The following is a 22,832-nucleotide window of genomic DNA, read 5'->3' as shown; positions in this document are numbered from 1 at the left end:
ACCGAGCATGGAAAGCGCAATGTTGCAAGACATCACCCAGTTCATTTATCGCGAAGCCCGATTGCTGGACGACAGGCAGTTCGACGACTGGCTCGGCTTGTTCGACGACGACGGGCTCTACATCGTGCCGCTGGTGGACCAGGCGCAGCCCGGCCGGCAGGCCGCCATCGTCAATGACGACAGGATGGCCCGCGAAGAGCGCGTGTATCACCTGGTCAATCACTGGTTTCCGGCGCAGCAGCCGCCGTCGCGCACGCTGCACTTCGTCTCGAACGTCGTAGCCGGCGAACGCGGCGGTCTCTGGTCCGTATCGAGCAGCCAGTTGATCCACGAGATCCGCGGCGGCGACTGGACCCAGGTCGGCCTGGGCGAGAAGAACGCCATCGTGGCCCGCGTCGACTATCTGCTGCGCCGGGCCGACGGCGGATTCCGGATCCACGAGAAACGCGTCCACCTGCTCGACCGCGCCGGGTGGCAAGGCAATCTCGCCTTCATTTATTGATACTCAGGGAGCACAGCACATGAAGCTGGTCAGGTACGGCGCCGAAGGATGCGAGCGGCCGGGCATGCTGGACGGGCAGGGCGGGCTGAGGGACTTGTCCGGGCTGCTGCGGGACATCGATCCGCAGGCCATGGTGCGCGGCCTCCAGGACAGCCTGGGCGCGGTCGATGCCGAGAGGCTGCCGCGGATCGATGGAACACCCCGCCTGGGACCGCCGCTGGCGCGGCCGGGAAAGATCATCGCCATCGGCCTGAACTACGTCGACCATGCCAAGGAATCCGGCATGGCGATTCCGGCCGAACCCGTGGTGTTCATGAAAGCGCCGTCGACCTTGTCGGGACCGTATGACGACGTACCGAAGCCGGCGAAGGCCGAGAAGATGGACTGGGAGGTCGAGCTGGGCATCGTCATCGGCAAGTCCTGCCGCGACGTGTCCGAGCGTGATGCGGCCGGCAACATCTTCGGCTACGTGCTGGCGAACGACCTGTCCGACCGGGCCTTCCAGCTCGATCGCGGCGGCCAGTGGGACAAGGGCAAGAGCTTCGACCGCTTCTGTCCCGTCGGTCCCTATCTCGTGACCCGGGACGAGATCGCCGACGTGCATGCGCTCGACATCTGGCTCTCGGTGGACGGCGAGCGCGTGCAGCAGAGCAACACCCGCCAGATGATTTTCAACTGCCCGGCCATCGTCAGCTACCTGAGCCAGTGCATGACGCTGGAGCCCGGCGACCTGGTCATCACCGGCACGCCGGCGGGCGTCGGCCTGGGCATGAAGCCTCCGCGCTACCTGCGGGGCGGCGAGCTGATCGAACTGGGCATCGCCGGCCTGGGCACGCAGAAGTACCGCATCACCTGCTGATCCCCCGTCAACCGTTTTCCACAGGAATCCCGCATGCACGCCGTCTCTCCCAACGATGCATTTCTTGATCGCCTGGCCGCGTTCTGCATCCGTTCCCGCCGCTTCGAGATCGATGCCGCCTGTCGCGAGGCCGTCAGGAAGATCGTGCTGGACTCGTTCGGCGTGGTGCTGGGTGCGCTGGACCATCGCGCCGCCCGGTGCGCGCGCAAGTTTGCCGCCTGCTTTCCGGTGCCCGCGGGCGGGGCCCGGCTGTGGGGAACCGGCGAGCGCGTCGGCATCGAGCATGCGGCCCTGCTCAACAGTCCGCCGCTGCGCGCCTACGACTTCAACGATTTCTATCTCGGCCGCCTGGGCGGCGCCCATCCCAGCGACATCCTGACGGGCGTGATCGCGGTGGCCGAGTCGGCCGGCGCGGGCGGCCGGGAGGTGACGCGGGCCTTGTGCCTGGGCTACGAGATGATCGTCGCCATGAGCGACTACATCGATCCCGACCGCGCCGGCTGGGACTACCCGTGCCTGACCGCGCTGGGCGCCACGGCCGCGATCGGCGACATGCTGGAGCTCGATCATGCGCAGTTCCGGCAGGCGTTCTCGATCACCGTGAATGCGAACTATCCGTCGCTGGAAGCGGAGTCTTCCGAGTTCGACGCGCATGGCGAGCTGACCATGTGGAAACGCTTCAACGGCGGCGACGGGGTCCGGCACTCGATCTACGCCTGCCACCTGGCCAAGTGCGGCGTGGAGGGCGTGGTTCGCCCCTTCGAAGGGAAGTTCGGCTATCTCGCCAAGCTGCAGGTTACCCCCGACGAGGCGGAACAGGCCATGCGGCGCATCGAAGGCATCGAGCGCTTCGAAGGCACCGACCGCGGAAGCTTCAAGCGCTGGCCGGTCGGATCGCGCGCGCAGAGCGCCATCCAGTCGGCCCTGCGCGCGCGTGCCGCATGGCAGGAAGCCGGCCGGTCGTCCGGCACGATCGCCAAGGTGACCGTGCATGCCGACCCCGGGGTATATCGCCACCTGTACGAGATCCGCGTCGATCCGTTCGCGCCCCGCACGCGCGAGGCCGCCGACCATTCCCTGCCCTACATCGTCGCGGCCGCGCTGGTGCAGGGCGGCATCGGCCCCGCCAGCTTCGAGGCGCCGCTGCGCGAATCGCCCGAGCTGCGCCGGCTGCTGGATGGCCGCGTCCGGTTGGTGCAGGCCAAGCAGGCTTCGCCGTCCAACCTGTTGTCGGAAGTGGTGATCGAGGACGAGGCCGGCAATCGCTGGAGCGGCGGCCGGGAGGCCGCGCCCGGGTCGGCCGGCGTGCCGATCTCGTTCGACACCCTGGTCGAGAAGTTCAAGGAAAACCTGGGCGCAGGCCGGGCCGCGCAGGCCGAGGCATTGATTTCGGCCGTGGCGAATCTCGATGCGTGCGTCGACGTACGGAAACTGGTGGACGAGACGGTGGCCTGAAAGCCATCGCCTCTGGATGCCGCGCAGGCAGCGTGCTTGGCGGTGGATGTGCCGTGTAGAGCTTCTATGAGAGGGCCTTGCCATGCTTACCCGTTCAGTCTGGAAATTCCTGCTTGTCCTGTGCTGTGCCGCGAGTTCGTCCCTGGCGCTGGCCGACGACTTCCCCAACAAGGCCGTGCGCTTCATCGTGCCCTTCTCGCAAGGTACCGGACCTGACCGCCTGGCCCGCCTGGTCGGGGAAGAGCTGGCGAAGGTCTGGAAGGTCCCGGTGGTGGTGGAGAACCGGCTCGGGGCGTCGGGCCACGTCGGCGCCCAGGTCCTGGCCCAGTCGCAGCCCGACGGCTATACCGTCGGCGTCATGGGCAGCAACATCTCGGTCACCGCGCACCTGATGAAGTCCGATACCTTCGTGCCCATGCGCGACCTGCAGCCGCTGATCATCGCGGGCTATGGCGACATGACGCTGGTGGTCTCGGGCAAGTCGCGCTTCAACACGCTGACGGAGTTCCTGGACTACGCCAAGGCCAATCGCGGCAAGGTGGCGTTCGCCAGCGCCGGCATAGGCTCGCCTTCGCACATCTTCATCGCCCAGTTGCAGCAGAAGACGGGCACCGAATTCCTGCACGTGCCGTACAAGGGCACGGCCCCGGCCGTGACCGATCTGATCGGCGGCCAGGTCGAGGCGTTCTTCATCGCCACTCATACCGTCAAGCCCTATCTCGCCTCGGGCCAGTTGAAGGCGCTGGGCGTGGGGGCCGAGCAGCGCAACTCCCATGCGCCCGACATTCCTTCCTTCGCCGAACTGGGCGTGAAGGATTTCTCGACCGAAGCGTGGTACGGCTTCATGCTGCCGACCGGCGTGCCCGCGCCGGTTGCCGAGAAGCTGTACCGCGACATCCATGCGATCGTCAGCAACGAACCCGTCCGCGGCCAGCTCGACAAGTTCGGGCTGACCATGCGGCCATCCACGACCGCCGAGATGCGAGAGTTCGTCGGCAAGGAATTCCGGCGCTACGGCGAAGTCATCGCGCAATACAACATCAAGGCCGAGGAGTAGGGCGATGCGGACAGGGGCGCAGCAATTTCCCGCGGTGATCGACGTCACCGGCATGTCGGTGCTCGTGGTGGGGGCGGAAGGCGGCGTAGGGCCCGCCGTGGTGGACGGCTTCGATGCGCATGGGGCCAGGGTCCATGCAGGATACCTGTCGCCCGGCGGCGTCGCGGACATGCCCGGCGACCGCGTGCCGGTGCATGCGGAGCCGGCCGCGATCGGCGATTTCCTGGATCGGGTGGAAGCCGCCAATGGGCCGCTCAATGCCCTGGTCTTCGTCTCGCCGCCGGTATCGGTGGGCAAGGCGCTGGACATCGATCCGGCGCTGTATGCCCAGGTCGCGCGTGACGAACTGGTGCTGCCCGTGCTGTTGCTGCGCGATGCCGCGGCCCGGATGGCGCAGCGCGGCTTCGGGCGCCTGCTGTCGTTCTGCTCGATGTCGGGCAAGACCGGCGCCCACCCGGGGGTCAGCCCCTATGCCGCGGCCAAGGGCGGCCTGATCGCGTTCACCCGCTCGCTGGCGGCGGAACTGGCGCCGCAGGGCGTCACGGTCAACGCCATCGCCACGGCGCTGTTCGACGTCCAGGTGACCAAGACGGGGGAGGACCTGGAGCACGTGCTCAAGGGCATTCCGGTCGGACGCGTGGGACGCTCGCAGGAGGCCGCCGCGGCCGCCCTGTTCCTTGCCTCGCGCCTGTCCGGCTACATCACGGGGGAAACGCTGAACATGTCCGGCGGGCGCTTCATGGATTGAACCTCGCCCCGGACTACAGGCGCACGCGCAGGACCGCCACCGCGTTCTGCATGAATACCGGCGTGTAGTCGGGGTCGATCAGCTTGATCGAAGCGGTGGCCGAGCGCACGAGCTGCAGGGTCTGGATGCGCTGCGCCGCCTGGAGGTCTTCGGTTTCGTAGGCGTGCAGCAGGCCGGCATGGTCGCCGTGGTCGTCGGCGAAAAGCGAGGGCGAGGTCTGTTCGAGCGAGTAGCGCGCGCGCTCGGTCCGGTGCCAGTACTCGTCCATCTTGTCGATGTACATCCTGCCCGCCGGCCGGTTCAGGCGACGGTGGAAATCCAGGTGCAGGTCGCGCCAGTGGCTGGACTGCTCGTCGCCCTGGCGCGACATCCTGTCCACCACCTTCTTGCAGGCGGCCAGTTCGGCGCGGCTCAGCCGCCCCATGGAAACCTGGGTGGCGATGGCTTGGCAGGCGATCCACAGGCCGTAGATCTGGTCGACTTCCTCGGCCGTGAGCTGGGTGACCGTCATCCGGTACTTGAACCGCGCCTCGGCCAGCCCGTCGGCCTGGAGCATGCGCAGCGCCTCGCGCACCGGCGTGCGGCTGACGCCATATTTCTGGGAAATATGGACCTGGTTCAGCTCGTGGCCGGGTTGGAACTCGCCCTGGAAAATGCATTTGCGCAGCGCTTCGTAGATGCGCACTGCCTCGAGGTCGGTCTCGGCGCCCGCGCCGTCGGTCTTCGCCATGGACGCGCGGTCAATGCTTGCCGGTGCTTCCGAACCCGCCCGCGCCGCGGTCGGATTCCGTGAAATCGTCCACCACGTTGAAGCTCACCTGGGCCACCGGCACAATGATCATCTGCGCCAGGCGCTCCATGGGCTGGAGCACGAACGCTTCCTGGCCACGGTTCCAGGTGGACACCATCAACTGCCCCTGGTAGTCGGAATCGATCAGACCGACCAGGTTGCCCAGCACGATGCCGTGCTTGTGGCCCAGGCCCGAGCGCGGCAGGATCATCGCGGCGTAGCCGGGATCGGCGATGTGGACGGCCAGGCCCGTCGGCACCAGCACGGTCTGGCCGGGCTGGATCGTCTGCGGCGCATCCAGGCAGGCGCGCAGGTCCAGGCCGGCGGAACCGGGGGTGGCGTAGGCGGGCAGGTAGTCGCGCATGCGCGCGTCGAGGATCTTCAGGTCTACGGATTTCATGCGTTGCGATGGGAGGAGCGTTGATTGCGGTTGGGAGGCACGAAGGGCGGCAGCGTCGTGCCGGGTATGCCCTGAGCGCCGCGCAGCGTCTGGCGGCCCCGGCGGAACAGCGAGCGCGCGACGAAGAACAGGATGAGGGTGCGGACGATGTTGAAGGGTTCGAGCGGGTCGTGGTCCATGAGCGCCGCGGCGATGCTGCCAATGGTCAGGAAGCCGAACAGCACGCCCAGCAGGATCTGGACGGTGCCCTTGACCGCGCTGTTGCCCTGGGCCGCCAGCGTGGCGCGCGAGGCCGGCTCGCTGACGCCGGCCGGCATGTTGGCCGAGGGTGCAGAGGGCGCCGTGGGCGCGGACGGGATGCCGGTGCCCGCGGTGTATTGCTGGCCGGGGCTGCGCGTGTCCTTCTGCGCGCCCGGCAGCCGCAGCGCCGGCCGGAAGCCGCCCGTGCCGGTCTTGAGCAGGCCCTGCGCGCCCGGCGTGCCGGCACCGCGATTGACCATCTTGTCGATATAGGCGGCGTAGTCGCCGTTGGGGGGTTCCGCGTCGAAGGGCATGACGGTCCTCCTCGGATCGTTTACGAGCCGGCGCGCCGGCCGATTTCTGCCACCAGCTGCCGCGCGGCCGCGAGCTTGGACAGGCGGGCCAGCGGATGTTCGCCGGCGTCGTCGTACAGTACCAGGGTGGTGTCGTCGCGGCCCAGCACGTCCTGGGCCAGGTTGCCCACCAGCAGCGGCACGCGCTTGCGCGCGCGCTTCTCGGCGGCATGGCGGGCCAGGTCCTCGGTCTCGGCGGCGAAGCCCACGCAATAGGGCGGGCGCGGCAGGGCCGCCACGGTGCCCAGGATGTCGGGGTTCTGCACGAACTCCAGGGCCGGCGGCCGGCCGTCGGTTTTCTTCAGCTTGCTGGCGCTGACCTCCTTGACCCGCCAGTCGGCCACCGCCGCGACGGCCACGAAGATGTCGGCATCCGGCACGCCAGCCATCACGGCATCGAGCATGTCGCGCGCGGTCGTCACGTCCACCCGGCGCACCCCGCGTGGCGCGGCCAGTGCGGTGGGGCCGGACACCAGCGTGACCTCGGCGCCCGCCTCGCGTGCCGCGCGCGCGATGGCATAGCCCATCTTGCCCGAGGAAACATTGGTCAGCACTCGTACCGGGTCGATGGGTTCGGACGTGGGGCCGGCCGTGACCAGCACCCGCTTGCCGGCCAGCACCTTGGGCTGGAAGTGGGCGATCAGGTCCTCGAGGATCTCGTGCGGTTCCAGCATGCGGCCGGAACCGACTTCGCCGCAGGCCTGATCGCCTTCGGCCGGGCCCAGCAGCGTGACGCCGTCCGCGCGCAGCTGCGCGGCGTTGCGCTGGGTGGCCGGATTGGCCCACATCTCGCGGTTCATCGCCGGCACCACCAGCAGCGGGCAGGCGCGGGCCACGCACAGCGTGGACAACAGGTCGTCCGCCATGCCGTGCGCCAGCTTGGCCAGGAAATCGGTGCTGGCAGGCGCGATCAATACCGCGTCCGCCCCGCGCGTCAGGTTGATGTGCGCCATGTTGTTGGGCATGCGCGCATCCCACTGGTCCACGTAGACCGGCCGGCCCGACAGCGCCTGCATCGTGACCGGCGTGACGAAGTGCGTCGCGGCCTCGGTCATGACCACGTCCACCGTCGCGCCGCGCTCGGTCAGGCGCCGCACCAGCTCGCAGATCTTGTAGCAGGCGATGCCGCCGGTCATACCGAGGACGAAGCGCTTGTTGGCGAGGTCGGACATGAGGCCGGGCCGGGGAAATTGGAATGGTTCATTATACGGCGCCACTTCGCCGCGCCTTCCCCTGCGCGCAGGAGCCTGCGAGGTTCCTTTTAGCGTGAACGGGCTCTTTACTTGAACCTGGACACTACACGCCTCCCCTGGCAAAATAGGGCTAAATTTAGCCCTATTTAGGAGGCTGCATGGAAGAGATCCATAGCTTGCTGACTGTCAGCATCTCCGAGTTCAAGCAGAACCCTGGCAAGGTGGTCGAGGAGGCCCATGGGCAGCCGGTAGCCGTGCTCAACCATAATCGCCCTGCCTTCTACACCGTCTCCCCGGAGCTCATGGCGCAAATGGCCGAGTTGTACGACGAACGCCAACTCGAACCATTGGTGCGCTCGCGCCTGAAGTCCCTCGACCAGGCCGTCGAAGTCAGCCTCGACGACCTGTAAATGTCGTACAAACTATTCTTCCTGCCTGAGGCTCGGCAAGAGTGGGATGGGTTGGATGGTTCTCTCAGGACCCTGTTCAAAGCCGCGTTGAAAAAACGGCTGGAGACTCCACGGCTACCAGGCTCACAACTTCGCCCGCCCTTGGTCGATTGCTACAAGATCAAGCTACGCGGCGTCGGCTACAGATTGGTCTATTTGGTGCGGGACGAGGCGACCCCACCAGACATTGTCGTTCTGGTTGTGGGGCGCCGAGATGGTGGGATCTACGAAGCCGCGGCCGAAATGCTGGAGTCCGGCCGCAACGTGGACAAGTAGCTGCTCTATTATGCAGAGGAAGGTTTCTTCCTTACTTCATCGATGATCAACAGCACCGCGCCGACCGTGATGGCCGAATCCGCCAGGTTGAACGCGGGGAAGAACCAGTCGCCGTAGTGCACCAGCACGAAGTCGATGACGTGGCCGTGGATGAAGCGGTCGATCACGTTGCCCAGGGCACCGCCCAGGATCAGGGTCAGTGCCCACGAGAACAGCCGCTGGTGGCCGTGGCGGGAAAGCATCCAGACGATGAAGCCGGACACCGCCAGCGCCAGGATGGTGAAGAACCAGCGTTGCCAGCCGTCGGCGCCGGCCAGGAAGCTGAAGGCCGCGCCGCGGTTGTACAGCAGGGTGAGGTCCAGCACCGGCAGCAGCGGCAGCCGCTCGCCGTAGGCGAACAGCTTGTCCACCGCGACCTTGGTGACCTGGTCGGCGACGATGATGAGCGCGGCGATGGCCAGCCAGGCGGCCAGCCGGGAACGCGGGACGGGCGCGCCCATCAGGCGAACTCGCGCGGTTCGCCCGTGCCCTCGAGATTGGCGACGCAGCGGCCGCAGATCTCGGGCTGTTCGGGATCGACGCCCACGTCCTCGCGCCAGTGCCAGCAACGCTCGCACTTCTTGTGGCCGGACGGCGCGACGTCGATCCGCAGTTCACCCTCGGCGGCATGCACGCCCACGCGCGAGACGATCAGCACGAAGCGCAGGTCCTCGCCCAGGCTGGAAAGCAGCGCGTAGTCGGATGCCGGTGCGTGGATGTCGATCTCGGCCTGCAACGAGGAGCCGATGCCGCCCGCCGCACGAACTTCCTCCAGCTTCTTGGTGACTTCCCCGCGCAAGTGGCGCAGGCGGCCCCATTTCTCGAGCAGGGCCCCGGCGTCCGGCTGGGCCGGCACCGCATGGAAGGTTTCCGTGAAGATGGTGAGCGATCCCTGCTTGACCAGCGCCCAGGCTTCCTCGGCGGTGAACGAGAGGATGGGCGCCATCAGCTTGAGCAGCGCCTGCGTGACGTGCCAGAGTGCCGTCTGCGCCGACCGCCGCGCCACGCTGGCAGGGGCGGTGGTGTAGAGGCGGTCCTTCAGGATGTCGAGGTAGAACGCGCCCAGGTCTTCCGAGCAGAAGGTCTGCAGCCGCGCCGTGGCCGGGTGGAATTCATAGCGGTCGTACAGCGCCGTGATTTCTTCCTGCAGGCGGGCCGTCATGGCCAGCGCGTAGCGGTCGATCTCGAACATCTGCGCGTCGGGCACGGCCTGGGTGGCGATATCGAAGTCGCTCAGGTTGGCCAGCAGGAAGCGCAGCGTGTTGCGGATGCGGCGATACGATTCCACCACACGCTTGAGGATCTCGTCCGAGATCGACAGCTCGCCCGAGTAGTCGGTGCTGGCGATCCACAGGCGCAGGATCTCGGCGCCCAGCGTGTCGGAGATCTTCTGCGGCGCCAGCGTGTTGCCCAGCGACTTGCTCATCTTGCGGCCTTGTCCGTCCACGGTGAAGCCGTGGGTGAGCAGGGCTTTGTAGGGAGGCGTGCCGTTCAGCATGCAGCTGGTCAGCAGCGACGAGTGGAACCAGCCGCGGTGCTGGTCCGAACCTTCCAGGTACAGGTCGGCCGGCCAGGCGCCGTCGGCGGCATGCGAGCCGCGCAGCACGGTCTGGTGGGTGGTGCCGGAATCGAACCACACGTCCAGCGTGTCGCGGTTCTTCTCGTACAGGTCGGCCTCGTCGCCCAGCAGTTCGCGCGGGTCCAGCGATTGCCAGGCTTCGATGCCGCCCTGTTCGATGCGCTGCGCGACCTGTTCGAGCAGTTCGGGCGTGCGGGGGTGCAGCTCGCCGGTTTCCTTGTGCACGAAGAAGGCCATGGGTACGCCCCATTGGCGCTGGCGCGACAGCGTCCAGTCGGGCCGGTTGGCGATCATGGCATGCAGCCGGGCCTTGCCCCAGGACGGATAGAAGCGGGTGGCCTCGATGCCCTCCAGCGCGCGTTCGCGCAGCGTGCCGCCGCCTCCGGCGGGCAGGATGTCCATGCCCGCGAACCATTGGCTGGTGGCGCGGTAGATGATGGGCGTCTTGTGGCGCCAGCAGTGCATGTAGCTGTGGCGCAGCTTCTCGACCTTGAGCAGCGTGCCGGCTTCCTCCAGCGCGGCGACGATCTTCGGGTTGGCATCCCAGATGGTCAGGCCGCCGAACAGCGGCAACGTCGAGGCATAGCGGCCATCGCCCATGACGGGGCTGATGATGTCGGCATCGGGCATGCCGTTGTTCTTGCAGGAGATGAAGTCCTCGATGCCGTAGGCCGGCGCCGAATGCACGATGCCGGTACCGGTGTCCAGGGTCACGTAGTCGCCCAGGTAGATGGGCGAGAGCCGGTCGTAGCCCGGGTCCTTGCGGGCCAGCGGATGGTGGAAGGCGATGTGGTCCAGGGCCAGGCCCTTGCAGGTGGCGACGATCTCGCCTTCCAGGTCCCAGGCCTGCAGGCAGGTCTCGACGCGCTCGCGGGCGAGGACCAGCAGCGTGCCCCACGCCTGCGGCGTCTTCACGCGCACCAGCGCGTAGTCGATCTCGGGGTGGACGTTCAGCGCCTGGTTGGAGGGGATGGTCCACGGCGTCGTGGTCCAGATGACGATGGCGCCTTCCTCGTCGATCGCGGGCAGCCCGAAGGCCTTGGCCAGCGCGGGGCGATCGGCGAAGGGAAAGGCCACGTCGATGGCGGGGTCGGTGCGGTCGGCGTACTCGACCTCGGCCTCGGCCAGCGCCGAGCCGCAGTCGAAACACCAGTTCACCGGCTTCAGGCCGCGGAAGACGAAGCCTTTTTCAAGGATGGTGCCCAGCGCGCGCAGCTCGTCGGCTTCGTTGCGCGGGTTCATGGTCAGGTAGGGGTGATCCCAGTCGCCCAGCACGCCCAGGCGCTTGAAGTCCTTGCGCTGGCGGTCGATCTGCTCGGTCGCGTAGGCGCGCGCCTTGGACTGCACCTCGGCCACCGGCAGCCCCTTGCCGTATTTCTTCTCGATCTGGATCTCGATGGGCATGCCGTGGCAATCCCAGCCCGGCACGTAGGGCGCATCGAAGCCGGCCAGCGTGCGGCTCTTGACGATGATGTCCTTCAGGATCTTGTTGACCGCGTGTCCCAGGTGGATGTCGCCGTTGGCGTAGGGCGGGCCGTCATGCAGCACGAAACGCGGCCGTCCGGCGCTGGCCGCGCGGATGGCCTGGTACAGATGCTTCTCTTCCCAGGCCGCGACCCAGCCGGGCTCGCGCTTGGCGAGATCGCCGCGCATGGGGAACGGAGTGTCGGGAAGGTTGAGAGTTTTCTTATAGTCCATGGAAAAACAGGATTTTGCACATCGGCCCCGTCCGCGGGGCAGGCAAGCTTCACATTCAAATATCGTAGGCCACGGAAGGCGGGAAGAACCCAATTCTTCGCCAGCCAAGGCAGTTTCCAGGATGCGGTGGATCCGGCTCCGCCGGTCCACCCGCATCGCCCCCTGGGGGGCGCGCGTCAGCGCGTAGGGGGGGGCCTAACTACTAATTCGATCGGTCGCGGAAGTGGCCAGATCGGCCTGGCCCAGGTGGCTGGACGCGAAATAGGCCCGGGCCTGGCGCGCGTCGTCCTCGATCGCCGCTTTCAGCGTCGGCAGATCGACGAATTTTTCTTCGTCGCGCAGCTTTTTCAGGAATTCCACCTGTACGAGTTTACCGTAAGCGTTGCCGCTGAAATCGAACACGTGGACTTCCAGCAGGACACGCCCGCTGTCGTCGACCGTGGGGCGTACCCCCAGGCTGGCCACGCCGGGCAACGGCCGGGAGGCCAGCCCGTGCACCTGCACGACGAAGATGCCGGACAAGGCCGGGCAGCGGCGCGAGACGCGCAGGTTCAGCGTGGGAAAGCCCAGCGTGCGGCCCAGTTTCTGGCCGTGGATGACGTGGCCGCTGACGCTGTAGGGGTGGCCCAGCAGCTCGGCGGCGCGGTCCAGGTCGCCGACCGCCAGCGCCGTGCGGATGGCGGAACTGGAAATGCGCTGGCCCTGGTCGGTGACCGACTCCATGGACTCGACCTCGAAGCCATGGCGCGCGGCGTTGGCGCGCAGCAGCGCGATGTCGCCGGTGCGGTGGGCGCCGAAGCGGAAGTCGTCCCCCACCAGCAGCCATTTCACGTGCAGGCCCTCGATCAGCAGCCGGTCGATGAAGGCCTGGGCGGGCATGGAGGCCAGGCGTTCATTGAAGCGTTCCACCACCACGTGCCGCATGCCGTAGCGGGCCAGGGCACACAGTTCGTCGCGCAATCCGGCGATGCGGGTGGGTGCCAGTTCGGGGCGCTTGTGCAGTTCGGCGAAGAATTCCCGGGGGTGGGGCTCGAAGGTCATGACCGTCGGCACGAGGTCCCGGGCCTGGGCCGCCTCGCGCACCCGGGCCAGGATGGCCTGGTGGCCACGGTGCACGCCGTCGAAGTTGCCGATCGCCAGCGCGCACGGACGGCGCAGCGAAGGCGGCGGCAGGCCCCGGAATATACGCAGGGCGGACGGCGAAGCGGATGGGGCGGACGGATTCAAGCCGGTGACAAAGCGGTAGCTGGGAGTCGAATTCTAGCTGCCGGGGGGCAGGTCCTTGATTATAGGCGCGTCGCCATCGGGCCGCTGGAGACGCCGGGTCGAGTCGGCCCCGATGCTACAATCCTCCGGTGAAAGCCTCTCATTTTTCCCCGGCCCGCCGGTGCCGTTTTGTCATCCTGATTTCCGGCCGCGGCAGCAACATGCAATCCATCACGCAGGCCTGCCGCGACCAGGGCTGGCCCGCCGAGGTGGCCGCCGTGATCGCCAACCGCGAACAGGCCTCCGGTCTTGAATGGGCCGCCGCAATGGGCATCCCCACGCGGGTGGTGCCCCATCGCGACCATCCCGATCGTGCCTCGTTCGATGCCGCGCTGGCCCGCGAGATCGACGCCTTCGAGCCCGACTACGTGCTGCTGGCCGGTTTCATGCGCATACTCACCGATGATTTCGTGCGGCATTATGCCGGCAGGCTGGTCAACATCCACCCGTCGCTGCTGCCGCTGTTTCCGGGCCTGGCCACCCACCGTCAGGCCCTGGAAGCGGGGGTGCGGGTCCACGGCTGCACCGTGCATTTCGTCACGCCGGTGCTGGACCATGGCCCCATGATCGCGCAGGGCGTGGTACCGGTGTGCGAGGGCGATACCGAAGACGCCCTGGCCGAGCGCGTGCTGTCCATCGAGCACGTGGTCTATCCGGCCGTGGCGTCCTGGCTGGCGCATGGGCGGGTGGAGCTGCAAGACGGCAAGGTCACGGTGGACGGCGTGGCCGACCGCGCGTTCGGCCTGGCGCCGCGGGCGGCGGCAGTTTCGCGGGGAGACGAGGCATGACATCCGAGCGTTCGAGTTCTTCAGCGCGGCAGGCCCAGGGCGGGCGGCGCCCCGGTGGCCAGCAGGCACGGCCCGGCGCGCGGCGCGCCGCCACGGCGGGCACGAATCCCGTCGCGCAGCGCATCGAGCAGGTGCGCTCCGCGCTGGGCGAGATCCTGCAATGGTCCGGCCCGGCCGACCAGGTGCTGTCCCGCTGGTTCCGCGACCACCCCAAGCTGGGCGGGCGCGATCGCGGCACGGTGGCCGAGGCGGTCTACGACGTGCTGCGCCACCTGCGGCGCTACCGCCACGTGGCCGAGGGCGGGCGGGGCGCGGCCACGCGCCGCCTGGCCATCCTGGGGCTGGCGTCCACGCTGGGCCGCGACGGAATCCTGCCGGCCCTCGAGGCCGATGAGGCGGATTGGCTGCGCCGCGTGTCCGCCATCGACCAGGCGGCACTGCCGCGCGAGATCCGCCTGAGCATTCCCGACTGGCTGTCCGAGGCGCTGGCCATCGAACAGGACAGCGGCAGCCTGCTGGCGGCGCTCAATCGCGCCGCGCCGCTGGACATCCGCGTCAATCCGATGAAGGCCGATCGCGAAACCATCCTGGCCGAACTGCGGGCGGGCGTGGCTGCCGACATGGCCGAACCGACGCCGTATTCGCCGTTCGGCATCCGGCTGCAGGGCCGGCCGGCACTGACCCGATGGGCGCGCTTCGAGGATGGCAGCATCGAGGTCCAGGACGAGGGCAGCCAGTTGCTCGCGCTGCTGGTCGCTCCCCGGCGCGGGGAAATGGTGATCGACTTCTGCGCCGGCGCCGGCGGCAAGACGCTGTTGCTGGGGGCGCTGATGCGTTCGACCGGGCGGCTGTATGCCCTGGACGTCTCGCACACCCGGCTGGCGCGCTTCAAGCCTCGCCTGGCGCGCAGCGGGTTGTCCAACGTCGTGCCGGTGGTGATCGCCAACGAGAACGACGCCCGCGTCAAGCGCCTGGCGCGCAAGGCGCACCGGGTGCTGGTGGATGCACCGTGCAGCGGCACCGGGACGCTGCGGCGCAATCCCGACCTGAAATGGCGCCAGAGCCCCGAGAGCGTGTCCGACCTGTGCGCGCTCCAGCGTAGCATCCTGGCGTCGGCCGCGCGTTGCGTGGCCCCCGGCGGCCGGCTGGTCTATGCGACCTGCAGCATCCTGCGCGTCGAGAACGAAGGGCAGGTCGAGGCGTTCCTGGCCGCCCACCCCGAATTCGAGCTGCTGTCGGCCCCCGAGCTGCTGGCCGATCGGGCAGGGGCGCTGTCGCTGCCCGGGCCCTATCTGAAACTGCGTCCCGACGTGCACGGCACCGATGGTTTCTTTGCCGCGGTGTTTCAACGGCGCCACGGTCCGGCAGCCGTCCAGGTTGCCGCGGCGCAGGCCGAACTGCCCGAGCCGGATGCGGAAGTGGCGGGCCTGGGCGATGAAATCGAGGGCCCGGACGGCCAGCCTACCCAGGACGAGGCGACCGGATCGGCGCCGAGCCCTGGCCAAGAGGATCGATAACCCTGTTTGAACTAGGGTTATCCCCCTCTTTGAAAGGGGTCGTCCCGCCCCAAGATTCGCGTTATCGTGTCAGGCGCATGGCGGCGCGCCGGATTCCGGCCTTTCCGCCGTCCGGCCGCGGGTTTCCCCTGGGGAACCGCCGCCGCCGTCCGCTTTCCAAGACCTTGGTCCCGCCATCGGTGACCAGGGTCGACGAGTTGAGTTTCTTCGAGGCGCAAGGCGCCTCCCGCGCCGGCACTGCCGCCGGCCTGTCTGTGAGGTGATATGGATTTTGTGCTTTCGTTCTTGTCCGATGGTCTGCTTGGCGCGTCATGGTGGCAGATCGTCGCCTTCACCCTGGTAGTGACCCATATCACCATTCTCGGCGTCACGATCTACCTGCATCGCAGCCAGGCGCACCGCGGGCTGGACCTGCATCCGGCCATCGCGCATTTCTTCCGGTTCTGGCTGTGGCTGACCACCGGCATGGTCACCAAGGAATGGGTGGCGATCCACCGCAAGCACCACGCCCGCTGCGAGCGTGAAGGGGATCCCCATTCGCCCATGGTGTACGGCATCGGCAAGGTGTTCTTCCAGGGCGCCGAACTGTATCGCGACGAGGCGACCAACCGCGAGACGCTGGACAAGTTCGGCCACGGCACCCCCGATGACTGGGTCGAGCGCAATGTCTATTCGCGCTTCGGCTGGCAGGGCGTGGGGCTGATGATGGTGATCGACGTTGCGCTGTTCGGCGCGATCGGCCTGACCGTCTGGGCGGTACAGATGATCTGGATCCCGTTCTGGGCGGCCGGCGTGGTCAACGGCATCGGCCATTTCTGGGGCTACCGCAACTACGCCAGCCCGGATGCCAGCCGCAACGTCTTCCCGTGGGGCATCGTCATCGGCGGCGAGGAACTGCACAACAACCACCACGCCTATGCCTCGTCGGCGCGGTTCTCCACCAAGTGGTACGAGTTCGACATCGGCTGGGGCTATATCCGTGCCCTGGAGATCCTGCGCCTGGCCAAGGTCAAGAAGGTCGCGCCCAAGGTGCGGCTGGCGCACGGCAAGCCGGTCGACCTTGAGACGCTGCAGGCCGTGATCACGCATCGCTACGAAATCATGGCGCGCTATGCCGACCTGCTCAAGCATGCCTGCCGCGACGAGATCGCCCGGCTGAAGGCCGCCAAGGAATCCCATCTGCAGTGGAAGCTGCTGCGGCGGGCGAAGGCCCTGCTGCACCGCGCCGACGACGAGTCGCTTCCCGATTCGCACCGTTCCGCGATCAATACCGTGCTGGCGGATCACCGCTCGCTGGCCATCCTGGTCGAGATGCGGCGCGAACTGGCCGCCATCTGGGAGCGGTCCAGCGCCTCCAGCGAACAGCTGCTGCGCGATCTGCAGGATTGGTGCAACCGCGCCCAGCAAAGCGGCATCGCGCGGCTCGAGGAGTTCTCGGCCAGGCTGCGCAGCTACGCGACCTGAGCCTGCTGGTCGGAAACAAGAAAAAAGGAGCCTCGGCTCCTTTTTTCTTTTGGGGCCGCGCGGCGATAGGGGTCAGCCGCGCGCCGGTTCACCGTCCCGCCGGCGGTGGCCGCTCAGTTCGGCGCCGGCGTTGGCCGGCAGTTCGCGGCACTGGGTGACGGCCAGCACGCCCAGGAGACCCATGGCGGCGAAGGCCAGGGTGAAGTCCGTCAGTTGCACGGCCGCATGGCCCAGCGCATGCCTCGAGGTGTCGAGCACCAGCGCGGCCAGGCCGATGCCCAGCGCCGCCGTCATCTGCTGGTTGGTGCTGGCCAGGCTGGTCGCCGCGCTCATGCGCGGCTGCGGCACGTCGGCGTAGACGATGGTGCCGTAGGCGTTGAATTGCAACGAGCGCGCCAGGCCGCCCAGGAGCAGCAGCAGGTAGATCGCCGCCAGCGGCCATTCCGGCCGGAACGCGCCGCACAGGCCCAGCAACACCGCAGACAGCAGGCCGTTCCAGATCATGACCCGGCGATAGCCGAAGGCCCGCAAAAAGCGCACCGAGATCGCCTTCATGACCAGGCCGCCCACGGCCCCGGCGAAGGTGATGGCGCCGCTTTCGGCGGCCGACAGGCCGAAGCCCAGTTGCAGCATCAGCGGCATCAGGAAGGGGAAGGAGCCGTAGGCCACCCGATACAGGAAGCCGCCGCGCATCGCCACGCGAAAGGTGGGGATGCGCATCAGGCTGAAGTCCAGCACGGGGTCGGCATGCCGGCGGCTGTGCCAGGCGTAGGCCAGCGCGCAGGCGGCCGCGGCGCCCAGCAGGAGCAGCGCGGTCGGGGACAGGCCGCCGTGGCCCAGTCCTTCCAGCCCGACGATCAGGCTGGCCAGCGTGGCGGCCGCCAGGGCGAAGCCCACGTAGTCGAACGACGAGGGCGGCGCGTCGCTGCGGATATCGGGGATGTAGGTGGTGGCGAGCGCGATGCCGGCCAGCCCGATCGGCACGTTGATGAAGAAGATCCAGTGCCAGGACAGGTAGGTGGTCAGGAAGCCGCCGATCAGGGGCCCGACGGCCGGGCCTATCATCGCGGGAAACAGCACCCAGGACATGGCCGAGACCAGCTGGGACTTTTCCACCGTGCGCAGCAGCACCAGCCGGCCCACCGGCACCATCATGGCGCCGCTCGCGCCCTGGAGCAGCCGCGCGCCGATCAGCCACGGCAGGTTCTGCGCCAGGCCGCACAGCACGGAGCTGACGACGAACAGCGTGATCGCGCCGCGGAAGGTGTTGCGCGTGCCGAAGCGGTCGGCGATCTTGCCGCTGATCGGGATGAAGGCCGCCAGGCTGAGCAGGTACGCCGTCATGGCGAAGTTCATGCGGACCGGGTCGGTGCCCAGGGACTGCGCCATGGCCGGCAGCGCGGTCGAGATGATGGTGGAGTCCAGTTGCTCCATGAAGAACGCGCTGGCGACGATCAGCGCGATGATCCGGTAGCTGCCCTGGCGGGACGTGGCATGACCCATGAAGCCGTGGTCTCTTGTGCGATGGGTGGAACGCCCGCGCGGCGGGCCGGCGGGGAAGGACGCGGCCGTGGCCGTGCAAGCCCGCGATTTTAGTCCTTCGCGGGCGAGGCCGCGCCGCCTGCCGCGTGCGCGGCGGTCTGTTCCCCGTAGGCCCGGACCGCGTCGACCAGCGCCCGCACGCAGGCGGGCAGGGCCTCGAGCTCGCGCACCAGCAGGTCGCGTTCGCGCACGGCCCACGGCTCGTCCAGCTCCACGATGGACAGCTCCATCGTGCGCCGGTGGCGGCGCGCCGCCGACTCGGGGATCACGCCTATGCCGACGCCCGCCTCCACCATCCGGCAGATGGCCTCGAAGCTCGAGACCTGGATGCGCAGGATGAGCCCCGCGCCCCGGTTTTCGACCTGTTCACGCAGGAAGGTCAGCATGGTGCTGCCCTCGTGCAGGCTGATGTGGGGATAGCGCAAGGTGTCGTCCAGGGTAACCCGGCCCCGCGCGGCCAGCGGATGGACGGTCGGGACGGCCAGTACCAGCCGGTCGGTGCTGAAGTGCAGGCGCTCCAGGCCGGGGGCGTTGATGGGGCCGGCGGTGATGCCCAGGTCGGTCGAGCCATCCATCACCCCGCGGATGATGTCGCGGGTCAGCCGTTCCTGCAGGTCCACCGTCACGCCGGGCCGCCCGGCCAGGAAACGCGCCAGGATCTCGGGCATGAACTCGGTGACGGCGGTGGTGTTGGCGAAGATGCGGATATGGCCCGTGGTGCCGGTGCTGCCATCGGCGAAATCGTTCTTGAGCGAATCGACCTGCCGCATGACCTGCCGGGCGTGCTCCAGCAGCCGCCGGCCGGCGGGCGTCAGCTCTACCCCGCGGCTGTTCCGGTACAGCAGGCGGGCGTCGAGCCGGGTTTCCAGCGACTTGATGCGGGTGCTGGCGGCGGTCAGCGAAAGATGGGCGCGCCGCGCGCCCTGCGTCAGGCTGGGCGCTTCGGCCACGTGGATGAAAAGCCTGAGGTCGGCCAGGTCGAGATGCATGGCGGCACGTGTGGGGGAAAGCATTCACCTTACCTGATCCCTTCCGTTTTGGCGAAAACTGGATGAGGAAAATCAAAATTTACAGAAGGCTGGCGCGGGTGCATGCTGGCGGCATTTCACGCAAGGCGGCGCCCATGGGCGGGCCGCAAGGAGCAAGCATGAGCCAGGACCAGGCTCCATCCCCGCGCGACTGGATCGGGCGCACAGAAACCTCGTCCGACCAGATCACCGGCAACCTGGCGCGGCGCATCGCCGCCATCCTGGGGCAGGCGGCGCCCGAGCCGGGCAGCGCGTTGCCCGAGCTGTGGCATTGGGCGTATTTCCAGGAGCCGGTGGACGCGGCCGGACTGGGCGCCGACGGTCATCCCGCCCGCGGCGGCTTCCTGCCGCCGGCCGACCGGCGCAATCGCATGTGGGCCGGTGGCCGGCTGGCGTTCCATCGGCCGCTGGTGGTGGGCGAGGACGCCACGCGCCATTCGACCATCCTGTCGGTGCAGGAGAAGGCGGGGCGCACCGGTTCCCTGCTGTTCGTGACCGTGCGCCACGACTACGAACAGCGCGGCGGCCTGGCCGTGCGCGAGGAACAGGACATCGTCTACCGCGAGCCGTCCCCGCCGCGTACCGCCGATCCGGAGCCCGTGCCGCAAGCCGGATGGTCGGAGACCATCGTGCCGACCTCCACCATGCTGTTCCGCTATTCGGCGGTCACCTTCAACGGCCACCGCATCCACTACGACTGGCCCTATGCCACGGACGAGGAAGGCTATGCCGGCCTGGTGGTGCACGGCCCGCTGATCGCGACATTGCTGGTGGGGGCGTTCGTGCGTGCTCATCCGTCGCTGCGGCCGACGCATTTCTCGTATCGGGGTGTACGGCCGCTGATCGCGCCCACGCCCTTCGAGGCGGCGGGGCGGATGGCGGACGAGGGCGTGGCCCGGGTCTGGGCCGGCAATGCGCAAGGCGCGATCCAGCGCGGCGAGCTGCGCTACGAGCAGAGATAGCAACGGCGGCCCGCGCGGAGGCGCGAACGGCTGTTTGTCACCGGAGATGGCATGGAAGAGTACGACGACATCCGCCAGGGCGTGCGCGCCCTGTGCGCCCACTATGACGCCGCCTATTGGCGCGGGGTGGACGAGGCCCGGGGATTCCCCGAGGCGTTCGTGCGCGCGCTGACCGAGGCCGGATGGCTGGGGGCGATGATTCCCGCCGAGTACGGCGGATCGGGCCTGGGGCTGTCCGAGGCATCGGTGATCCTGGAGGAGGTCAACCGCTGCGGCGGCAACTCGGGCACCGTGCACGGGCAGATGTACAACCTGTTCACACTGGTGCGCCACGGGTCGCAGGCGCAGAAGGATCATTTCCTGCCGCGCCTGGCCAGCGGCGAGCTGCGCCTGCAGTCCATGGGCGTGACGGAGCCGACCACGGGCACCGATACGACCCGGATCAAGACCACCGCCGTGCGGCGCGGCGACCGCTATGTGGTCAACGGACAGAAGGTCTGGATCTCGCGCGTGCAGCACTCCGACCTGATGATCCTGCTGGCCCGCACCACGCCCCTGGCCGAGGTCGCCAGGAAGACCGAGGGCATGTCCATCTTCCTGGTCGACCTGCGCGAGGCGATCGGCCATGGCATGGAGGTGCGCCCCATCGCCAACATGGTCAACCATGAGACCAACGAACTTTTCTTCGACAACCTGGAGCTGCCGGCCGACAGCCTGATCGGCGAGGAAGGCAAGGGCTTTCGCTACATCCTGGACGGGCTGAACGCCGAACGCACGCTGATCGCCGCCGAGTGCATCGGCGATGGCCGCTGGTTCGTCGAGCGCGCGCGCAGCTACGCCGGCGAGCGGCAGGTGTTCGGTCGTCCGATCGGGCAGAACCAGGGCGTGCAGTTTCCCATCGCCGAGGCCCACATCGAGGTCGAGGCCGCGGACCTGATGCGCTGGCGCGCCTGCCGCGAATACGACGCCGGCGTCGCGGCGGGCGCCAGCGCCAACATGGCCAAGTACCTGGCCGCCAAGGCCTCGTGGGAAGCGGCCAACGTCTGCCTGCAGACGCACGGCGGCTTCGGCTTCGCCTGCGAATACGACGTCGAGCGCAAGTTCCGCGAAACGCGCCTCTACCAGGTGGCGCCGATCTCGACCAACCTCATCCTTTCCTACGTGGCCGAGCACCTGCTGGGGCTGCCGCGTTCCTTCTGAGGCGCGTCCATGGACAAGACCAGCCTGGCGCGGGACGGCGCCACCGCCTCCCTGTGCGAATTCCTGGCGGCACTGCGTTTCAAGGACCTGCCCGCGCCGGTGGCGGACCGGATCGAAGACCTGTTCCTGGACTGGGTGGCATCGGCCCTGGCCGGGAAGGGCGGGCATCCGGTGCCGCTGTTCGAGCGCTATGCCGCGGCGATGGGGCCCGAAGCGGGGCGCTGCGCGATCCTGACCAACCGGCGGACCACGTCGGCGCATTTCGCCGCGCTGGTCAACGGCGCCGCCTCGCACCTGGTCGAGCAGGACGACCTGCACAACAGCTCGGTGCTGCATCCGGCCACGGTGGTGTTTCCGGCCGTGTTCGCCGCGGCGCAGGACCTGGGCAAGTCGGGTAGCGAGATGCTCGTGGCGGCGGTGGCCGGCTACGAGGCCGGCGTGCGCATCGGCGAATTCCTGGGTCGGTCGCACTACCGCATCTTCCATACGACCGGCACCGTGGGCACGCTGGCGGCCGCGGCCGGCGTGGCCAGGCTGATGGGGCAGGATGCGCGGACGCTGGCGCACACGCTGGGGTCGGCCGGCACGCAAGCCTCGGGCCTGTGGGAATTCCTGCGCGAGGCCGCCGATTCCAAGCAGCTCCATACTGGCCAGGCGGCCGCGAACGGGCTCCTGGCCGCCTACCTGGCACAGGATGGCCTGACCGGCGCGCACGGCGTGCTCGAAGGCCGGCAGGGCATGGCGGCGGGCATGTCCTCGGACGCGGATCCGGCCCGGCTGAACGATCGCCTGGGCCGGCGCTGGGCCACGCTGGAGACATCGTTCAAGTTCCATGCCTCGTGCCGCCATACCCATCCGGCCGCCGATGCGCTGTTGCAGCTGATGCGTACCGAAGGCATCGCCCACGGCGACATCGCTTCGATCCGCGCCCGGGTGCACCGCGCCGCGATCGATGTGCTGGGCAACGTGGACGAACCCAGCACCGTGCATCAGGCGAAGTTCTCGATGGGGACGGTGCTGGGCCTGATCGCGGTCCACGGCCGCGCCGGCCTGGAGGAATTCCGCGACCATGCGCTGACCGATCCCGCGGTGGCGGACGTCCGCCGGCGCACGACCATGGTGATGGACGACGAGGTCGACCGCGCCTATCCCGCCCGCTGGCTGGGACGGGTCGAGGTGGAGACGCGCGATGGCCGGCGCCTGTCCGCCGCCATCGACAGCCCCAAGGGCGACCCGGACAACACCTTGTCGCGCCCCGAGCTGGAATCCAAGCTGAGGCGCCTGGCGGCTTTCTCCGGCGCGGCGACGCCGGCGGAGATCGATGCCTGGATTCCCCGCCTGTGGAGCCTGCGGCACGCGCGCGAGCTGTCCGATTTCATGCCGGAGCTTGCATGAGCGCGCCCGCCCGACCGCCCGAAGGGCGCGCG

General features: G+C 68.3%; 22 protein-coding genes. 13 read left to right on the top strand and 9 right to left on the bottom strand.

All coding sequences use genetic code 11. The features are described 5' to 3' along the window. Window positions 1-19 precede the first annotated feature (19 nt). The 5 genes from CDO46_RS16630 (at window position 20) to CDO46_RS16610 (ending at window position 4,621) form a co-directional block, all read left to right on the top strand. Complete coding sequence (locus CDO46_RS16630) at window positions 20-502, top strand: aromatic-ring-hydroxylating dioxygenase subunit beta (protein WP_176400772.1); 483 nt, start codon at window positions 20-22, stop codon at window positions 500-502. Window positions 503-521: 19 nt separating this feature from the next. Beyond that, the gene (locus CDO46_RS16625; RefSeq protein WP_087839605.1) at window positions 522-1,361 is read left to right on the top strand and encodes a fumarylacetoacetate hydrolase family protein; all 840 of its coding nucleotides are present in this window, start codon (window positions 522-524) and stop codon (window positions 1,359-1,361) included. Between the two features lie 33 nt (window positions 1,362-1,394). Then, window positions 1,395-2,816 carry an MmgE/PrpD family protein gene (locus CDO46_RS16620; RefSeq protein ID WP_087839604.1) on the top strand — a complete coding sequence of 474 codons (1,422 nt, stop codon included), beginning with the start codon at window positions 1,395-1,397 and terminating at the stop codon, window positions 2,814-2,816. Window positions 2,817-2,898: 82 nt separating this feature from the next. Then, the gene (locus CDO46_RS16615) at window positions 2,899-3,873 is read left to right on the top strand and encodes a tripartite tricarboxylate transporter substrate binding protein (RefSeq protein WP_087839603.1); all 975 of its coding nucleotides are present in this window, start codon (window positions 2,899-2,901) and stop codon (window positions 3,871-3,873) included. Window positions 3,874-3,877: 4 nt separating this feature from the next. Then, window positions 3,878-4,621, top strand: coding sequence for an SDR family NAD(P)-dependent oxidoreductase (locus tag CDO46_RS16610; protein WP_087839602.1), 744 nt, complete (start codon window positions 3,878-3,880; stop codon window positions 4,619-4,621). Between the two features lie 13 nt (window positions 4,622-4,634). Here the strand turns inward: CDO46_RS16610 and CDO46_RS16605 are convergent, their stop codons facing one another. From CDO46_RS16605 to coaBC, 4 genes are read right to left on the bottom strand one after another with little or no spacing between them, the layout of a single operon-like run. Then, the gene (locus CDO46_RS16605) at window positions 4,635-5,351 is read right to left on the bottom strand and encodes a GntR family transcriptional regulator (protein ID WP_087839601.1); all 717 of its coding nucleotides are present in this window, start codon (window positions 5,349-5,351) and stop codon (window positions 4,635-4,637) included. Window positions 5,352-5,361: 10 nt separating this feature from the next. After that, the gene (dut, locus tag CDO46_RS16600) at window positions 5,362-5,811 is read right to left on the bottom strand and encodes a dUTP diphosphatase (RefSeq protein ID WP_087839600.1); all 450 of its coding nucleotides are present in this window, start codon (window positions 5,809-5,811) and stop codon (window positions 5,362-5,364) included. Then, window positions 5,808-6,365, bottom strand: a complete 558-nt coding sequence (locus CDO46_RS16595) for a hypothetical protein (protein ID WP_087839599.1) — start codon at window positions 6,363-6,365, stop codon at window positions 5,808-5,810. The genes dut and CDO46_RS16595 overlap by 4 nt, the downstream gene beginning before the upstream one ends. Before the next feature lie 20 nt (window positions 6,366-6,385). Beyond that, window positions 6,386-7,576 carry a bifunctional phosphopantothenoylcysteine decarboxylase/phosphopantothenate--cysteine ligase CoaBC gene (coaBC, locus tag CDO46_RS16590; protein WP_087839598.1) on the bottom strand — a complete coding sequence of 397 codons (1,191 nt, stop codon included), beginning with the start codon at window positions 7,574-7,576 and terminating at the stop codon, window positions 6,386-6,388. A gap of 179 nt (window positions 7,577-7,755) precedes the next feature. Here coaBC and CDO46_RS16585 point away from each other — a divergent pair, with 179 nt between their 5' ends. Beyond that, the gene (locus CDO46_RS16585) at window positions 7,756-8,007 is read left to right on the top strand and encodes a type II toxin-antitoxin system Phd/YefM family antitoxin (RefSeq protein ID WP_087839597.1); all 252 of its coding nucleotides are present in this window, start codon (window positions 7,756-7,758) and stop codon (window positions 8,005-8,007) included. Then, window positions 8,008-8,322 (top strand): type II toxin-antitoxin system RelE/ParE family toxin, encoded by a 315-nt coding sequence (locus CDO46_RS16580; protein WP_087839596.1) that lies wholly within the window; start codon window positions 8,008-8,010, stop codon window positions 8,320-8,322. It begins immediately after the preceding gene. Between the two features lie 8 nt (window positions 8,323-8,330). Here CDO46_RS16580 and lspA read toward each other — a convergent pair whose 3' ends face one another. The 3 genes from lspA to CDO46_RS16565 all read right to left on the bottom strand — a co-directional run bounded on the left by lspA (window position 8,331) and on the right by CDO46_RS16565 (window position 12,829). Further along, window positions 8,331-8,822: a signal peptidase II gene (gene lspA / locus CDO46_RS16575; RefSeq protein ID WP_087839595.1), complete on the bottom strand. Its 492-nt coding sequence runs from the start codon at window positions 8,820-8,822 to the stop codon at window positions 8,331-8,333. Beyond that, window positions 8,822-11,638, bottom strand: coding sequence for an isoleucine--tRNA ligase (gene ileS / locus CDO46_RS16570; protein ID WP_087839594.1), 2,817 nt, complete (start codon window positions 11,636-11,638; stop codon window positions 8,822-8,824). The genes lspA and ileS overlap by 1 nt, the downstream gene beginning before the upstream one ends. A 195-nt stretch (window positions 11,639-11,833) precedes the next feature. Then, window positions 11,834-12,829: a bifunctional riboflavin kinase/FAD synthetase gene (locus tag CDO46_RS16565; protein ID WP_087839739.1), complete on the bottom strand. Its 996-nt coding sequence runs from the start codon at window positions 12,827-12,829 to the stop codon at window positions 11,834-11,836. Between the two features lie 164 nt (window positions 12,830-12,993). On the opposite strand from CDO46_RS16565, the gene purN reads away from it, so the two are divergent. The 3 genes from purN to CDO46_RS16550 all read left to right on the top strand — a co-directional run bounded on the left by purN (window position 12,994) and on the right by CDO46_RS16550 (window position 16,673). Next, on the top strand, window positions 12,994-13,692 hold the full coding sequence (gene purN / locus CDO46_RS16560) for a phosphoribosylglycinamide formyltransferase (RefSeq protein WP_087839593.1): 699 nt from the start codon (window positions 12,994-12,996) through the stop codon (window positions 13,690-13,692). Then, window positions 13,689-15,209 carry an RsmB/NOP family class I SAM-dependent RNA methyltransferase gene (locus CDO46_RS16555; protein ID WP_087839592.1) on the top strand — a complete coding sequence of 507 codons (1,521 nt, stop codon included), beginning with the start codon at window positions 13,689-13,691 and terminating at the stop codon, window positions 15,207-15,209. Before purN ends, CDO46_RS16555 begins: the two co-directional genes overlap by 4 nt. Before the next feature lie 264 nt (window positions 15,210-15,473). Further along, window positions 15,474-16,673 carry a fatty acid desaturase gene (locus CDO46_RS16550; protein ID WP_087839591.1) on the top strand — a complete coding sequence of 400 codons (1,200 nt, stop codon included), beginning with the start codon at window positions 15,474-15,476 and terminating at the stop codon, window positions 16,671-16,673. 72 nt (window positions 16,674-16,745) lie between these two features. Here CDO46_RS16550 and CDO46_RS16545 read toward each other — a convergent pair whose 3' ends face one another. Both CDO46_RS16545 and CDO46_RS16540 read right to left on the bottom strand, forming a co-directional pair. Then, window positions 16,746-18,176 (bottom strand): DHA2 family efflux MFS transporter permease subunit, encoded by a 1,431-nt coding sequence (locus tag CDO46_RS16545; protein ID WP_087839590.1) that lies wholly within the window; start codon window positions 18,174-18,176, stop codon window positions 16,746-16,748. A gap of 89 nt (window positions 18,177-18,265) precedes the next feature. Then, a complete protein-coding gene (locus tag CDO46_RS16540) occupies window positions 18,266-19,204 on the bottom strand; it encodes a LysR family transcriptional regulator (RefSeq protein WP_087839589.1) in 939 nt (312 codons plus the stop codon). A gap of 158 nt (window positions 19,205-19,362) precedes the next feature. On the opposite strand from CDO46_RS16540, the gene CDO46_RS16535 reads away from it, so the two are divergent. The 3 genes from CDO46_RS16535 to CDO46_RS16525 are packed head-to-tail and all read left to right on the top strand — an operon-like array spanning window position 19,363 to window position 22,800. After that, on the top strand, window positions 19,363-20,205 hold the full coding sequence (locus CDO46_RS16535; protein ID WP_087839588.1) for a MaoC family dehydratase N-terminal domain-containing protein: 843 nt from the start codon (window positions 19,363-19,365) through the stop codon (window positions 20,203-20,205). 51 nt (window positions 20,206-20,256) lie between these two features. Further along, complete coding sequence (locus CDO46_RS16530; RefSeq protein ID WP_087839587.1) at window positions 20,257-21,405, top strand: acyl-CoA dehydrogenase family protein; 1,149 nt, start codon at window positions 20,257-20,259, stop codon at window positions 21,403-21,405. A gap of 9 nt (window positions 21,406-21,414) precedes the next feature. Then, window positions 21,415-22,800: an MmgE/PrpD family protein gene (locus CDO46_RS16525; protein WP_087839586.1), complete on the top strand. Its 1,386-nt coding sequence runs from the start codon at window positions 21,415-21,417 to the stop codon at window positions 22,798-22,800. Window positions 22,801-22,832: the final 32 nt, after the last annotated feature.

It is taken from the genome of Pigmentiphaga sp. NML030171 (genome assembly GCF_002188635.1).
Lineage (GTDB): Bacteria > Pseudomonadota > Gammaproteobacteria > Burkholderiales > Burkholderiaceae_B > Pigmentiphaga > Pigmentiphaga daeguensis.
The sequence above is the reverse complement of the archived record's forward strand: the minus strand, read 5'-3'. Positions and strand labels throughout refer to the sequence as shown.